Raw genomic sequence first — 2516 nt, 5'->3', positions numbered from 1 at the left:
ATGGTCGGCGCGGCAGGATCAGCGGCGCCTATCTTTCGACGCTGGAGCGACTGCCCGGCGTGCGGCTCACGGCCGTCACCGACCTCGACCGGAACCGCGCGGAGACGGCAGCGGCCGAGGCCGGGGGAGAGGTGGCCGTCGCCGAGACCGTGGCCGGTCTGGTGGCCCGGGACGACGTGGACGCGGTGCTCAATCTCACCGTGCCCGCCGTCCATGTGGAGGTCGCCCTGGCCGCGCTCCGGGCAGGAAAGCACGTCTACGGAGAGAAGCCGCTCGCCGCCGGCCGCAAGGAGGCCGAGTCCATTCTGGAAGCGGCGCGCAAGGGTGGGCTCCGCGTGGGCTGTGCGCCCGACACCGTGCTCGGCACCGGAACCCAGACCGCGCGCAGAGCCGTCGACAAGGGACTCATCGGCACCCCCGTCGCGGCCACCGCCTTCATGACGACCGCGGGTCACGAGGCCTGGCACCCGGACCCCGAGTTCTACTACCGGCCGGGAGGCGGGCCCCTCCTCGACATGGGCCCCTACTACCTGTCCGCGCTGGTCCATCTGCTGGGCCCGGTCGTCCGGGTGACCGGCGCCTCCTCGCGACCGCGGGCGGAGCGGGAGATCGGCAGCGGCCCCCGCCGGCACCGCTTCCCGGTCGAGGTGGACACCCACGTCACCGGCGTCCTGGAACACGCCGGCGGTGCCCTTTCCACGCTCGTCATGAGCTTCGACATCCGCGCCGCCCGGCTGCCCCGCATCGAGTGCACGGCACCGCGGCCTCCCTCTCGGTGCCCGACCCGAACGGCTTCGACGGGCCCGTGGAGATCCACCGTGACGGGGAGTGGGAGACGCTGCCCGTCAGCGCGGGATACCCGGACGCCGGGCGCGGAACGGGCCTTGCCGACCTGGCCGACGCCCTGTCGGCCGGGCGCCCGCACCGGGCCTCCGCGGAACTCGCCGCTCACGTCCTGGACGTCATGCTGACGCTCATGGAGGCGGCGGACCAAGGGGTCGCGCTTCCGGTGAGGAGCACCTGCGTACGTCCGTCCCCGGTCTTCCTCAGAGCCCTGCCAGCGCCGGCAGCAGATCCTCCGCGACGGTGATCTCCTGCGTCAGTGGGTGATCCTCCTTGATCATCGGCAGGGTCCGCTGCGCCAGCCGCAGCGCGTCCCGCACGGGAGCCTCGGGCAGCTCCGCCCCGCTCATGGTCAGGGGCGTACGGCTCCGACCAGCTCACAGGCCAGGACCGTGCGGTACGACGCGATCGCGGCTGTCGTGGCGTGGGCCGCCTGGGTGGAGAAGCTGGCGTGGTCCTCCAGGCCTCGGGAGATGACTGCCGTACCGAGGGTCACGGGAGCCGCCGCATGCCTCATCTGGCTCAGGGCGTCGTGGGCCAGGTACTCCAGGATCATGATGCCGGAGCTGCCCGCCGGCCCGTCCGCGAGGAACGGCGGGAGGCCGCTCAGGTCGGGTTCGACCAGGTCGCTCAGGCGCGCCGTGGAGAGTTCCGCGACGTGGTGCACCGCGGCCCTCAGGTGGTCCAGGCCGAGGGCCAGGTGTGAGGTGGCGAAGTGGCCGTGGTGGTAGACGTCACCCGTCTCCACGTCGATGAAGGGGTTCTCCGCCGCCGCGTTGATGTCGATGGTCAGCGCCGTCTCCAGCGCGTCGGCCGCTCCAGCGCCGGACCCTGGACCTGCGGGAAGGCGCGCAGGCCGAACGGATCCTGCAGGCGCCGGCCGGGCGCCGGTTCCGTGTCCGCCCACAGCAGCCTGCGCATCTCCGAGGCGCAGTGCACGGAACCGGGATGCGGGCGCTGCGCGTGGACCCGCGCTGCGAACGCCTCGGGCGAACCGCCCAGCGCGCAGTACGACAGCGCCGCGACGCTGTGGCTCGCGCGCAGCAGCGTCCGCAGGTCGCTCCAGGCGAGCACCGACCGCGCCAGGGTCGCCGCGTTGCTGGAGATGAAGGCGAGCGCGTCACCGGGACTGATCGGCACCGGTGTGATCCCGCCCGTGCCCCACGGCCGCTCGCCCGCGAAGGTCAGCGCGATCTCCGCGAGCTGGCCCAGGTCACCGGTGCCGATGGAACCTCGGGTGTGCGTCACCGGTACCGCGCCGACCGAAGCGCCGTGGCGAGCGCAGTCAACAGGCGCGGGTGGACGCCGCTGCCTGCCGCGGCGAGCTGATTGAGGCGGATGACCAGCGTCGCGCGTACGAGATCCTCGTCCGAGAGGTCGCCCGTGGTGCCCGCATGGCTGCGCAGCAGGCGCAGACCGTGCTGGTCGGCGCCGTGCGGGTCGACGACTTCGTGCCTGTTCGCTCCGACTCCGGTCGTGCGACCGTAGACGGCCCTCTTGGTCTCGCTGTCGCGCGCTACCTCGTAGGCGTGCCCCGCCTGCTCCAGCGCCTTGCTGTCCAGCTCCAGGGAGGCCCTGCGCCGGGCCACGCGGACCACGTCGTCGCACCTCAGCCGGGAGCCGTCGATGCGGAGACGGTTACTGTCGATCGCTGATCACCCCTTGACACGTTT

2 protein-coding genes and 2 pseudogenes are annotated in these 2516 nt (G+C 72.6%); 1 reads left to right on the top strand and 3 read right to left on the bottom strand.

Features of this window, described 5'->3' with window-relative positions; translation table 11 throughout:
* Positions 1-17: 17 nt before the first annotated feature.
* Positions 18-1090: pseudogene (locus tag LNW71_RS35470) on the top strand (Gfo/Idh/MocA family protein).
* On the opposite strand, the gene LNW71_RS35465 reads toward LNW71_RS35470, so the two are convergent.
* The 3 genes and pseudogenes from LNW71_RS35465 to LNW71_RS35455 form a co-directional block, all read right to left on the bottom strand.
* Positions 1047-1193, bottom strand: coding sequence for a hypothetical protein (locus LNW71_RS35465; protein ID WP_250972324.1), 147 nt, complete (start codon positions 1191-1193; stop codon positions 1047-1049). The pseudogene LNW71_RS35470 and the gene LNW71_RS35465 overlap by 44 nt on opposite strands.
* A gap of 2 nt (positions 1194-1195) precedes the next feature.
* Positions 1196-2091, bottom strand: a pseudogene (locus LNW71_RS35460) (aromatic amino acid ammonia-lyase).
* Complete coding sequence (locus tag LNW71_RS35455) at positions 2088-2456, bottom strand: aromatic amino acid lyase (protein WP_285803302.1); 369 nt, start codon at positions 2454-2456, stop codon at positions 2088-2090. The pseudogene LNW71_RS35460 and the gene LNW71_RS35455 overlap by 4 nt, the downstream one beginning before the upstream one ends.
* Between the last annotated feature and the right edge of the window lie 60 nt (positions 2457-2516).

Origin of the sequence: Streptomyces sp. RKAG290 (assembly GCF_023701695.1) — a bacterium.
Classification (GTDB): domain Bacteria; phylum Actinomycetota; class Actinomycetes; order Streptomycetales; family Streptomycetaceae; genus Streptomyces.
The sequence above is the reverse complement of the archived record's forward strand: the minus strand, read 5'-3'. Positions and strand labels throughout refer to the sequence as shown.

Excerpts from the sequence above, each read along its gene's own strand:
- LNW71_RS35465 (WP_250972324.1), bottom strand. The coding sequence starts at position 1,193 with ATGAGCGGGGCGGAGCTGCCCGAGGCTCCCGTGCGGGACGCGCTGCGG.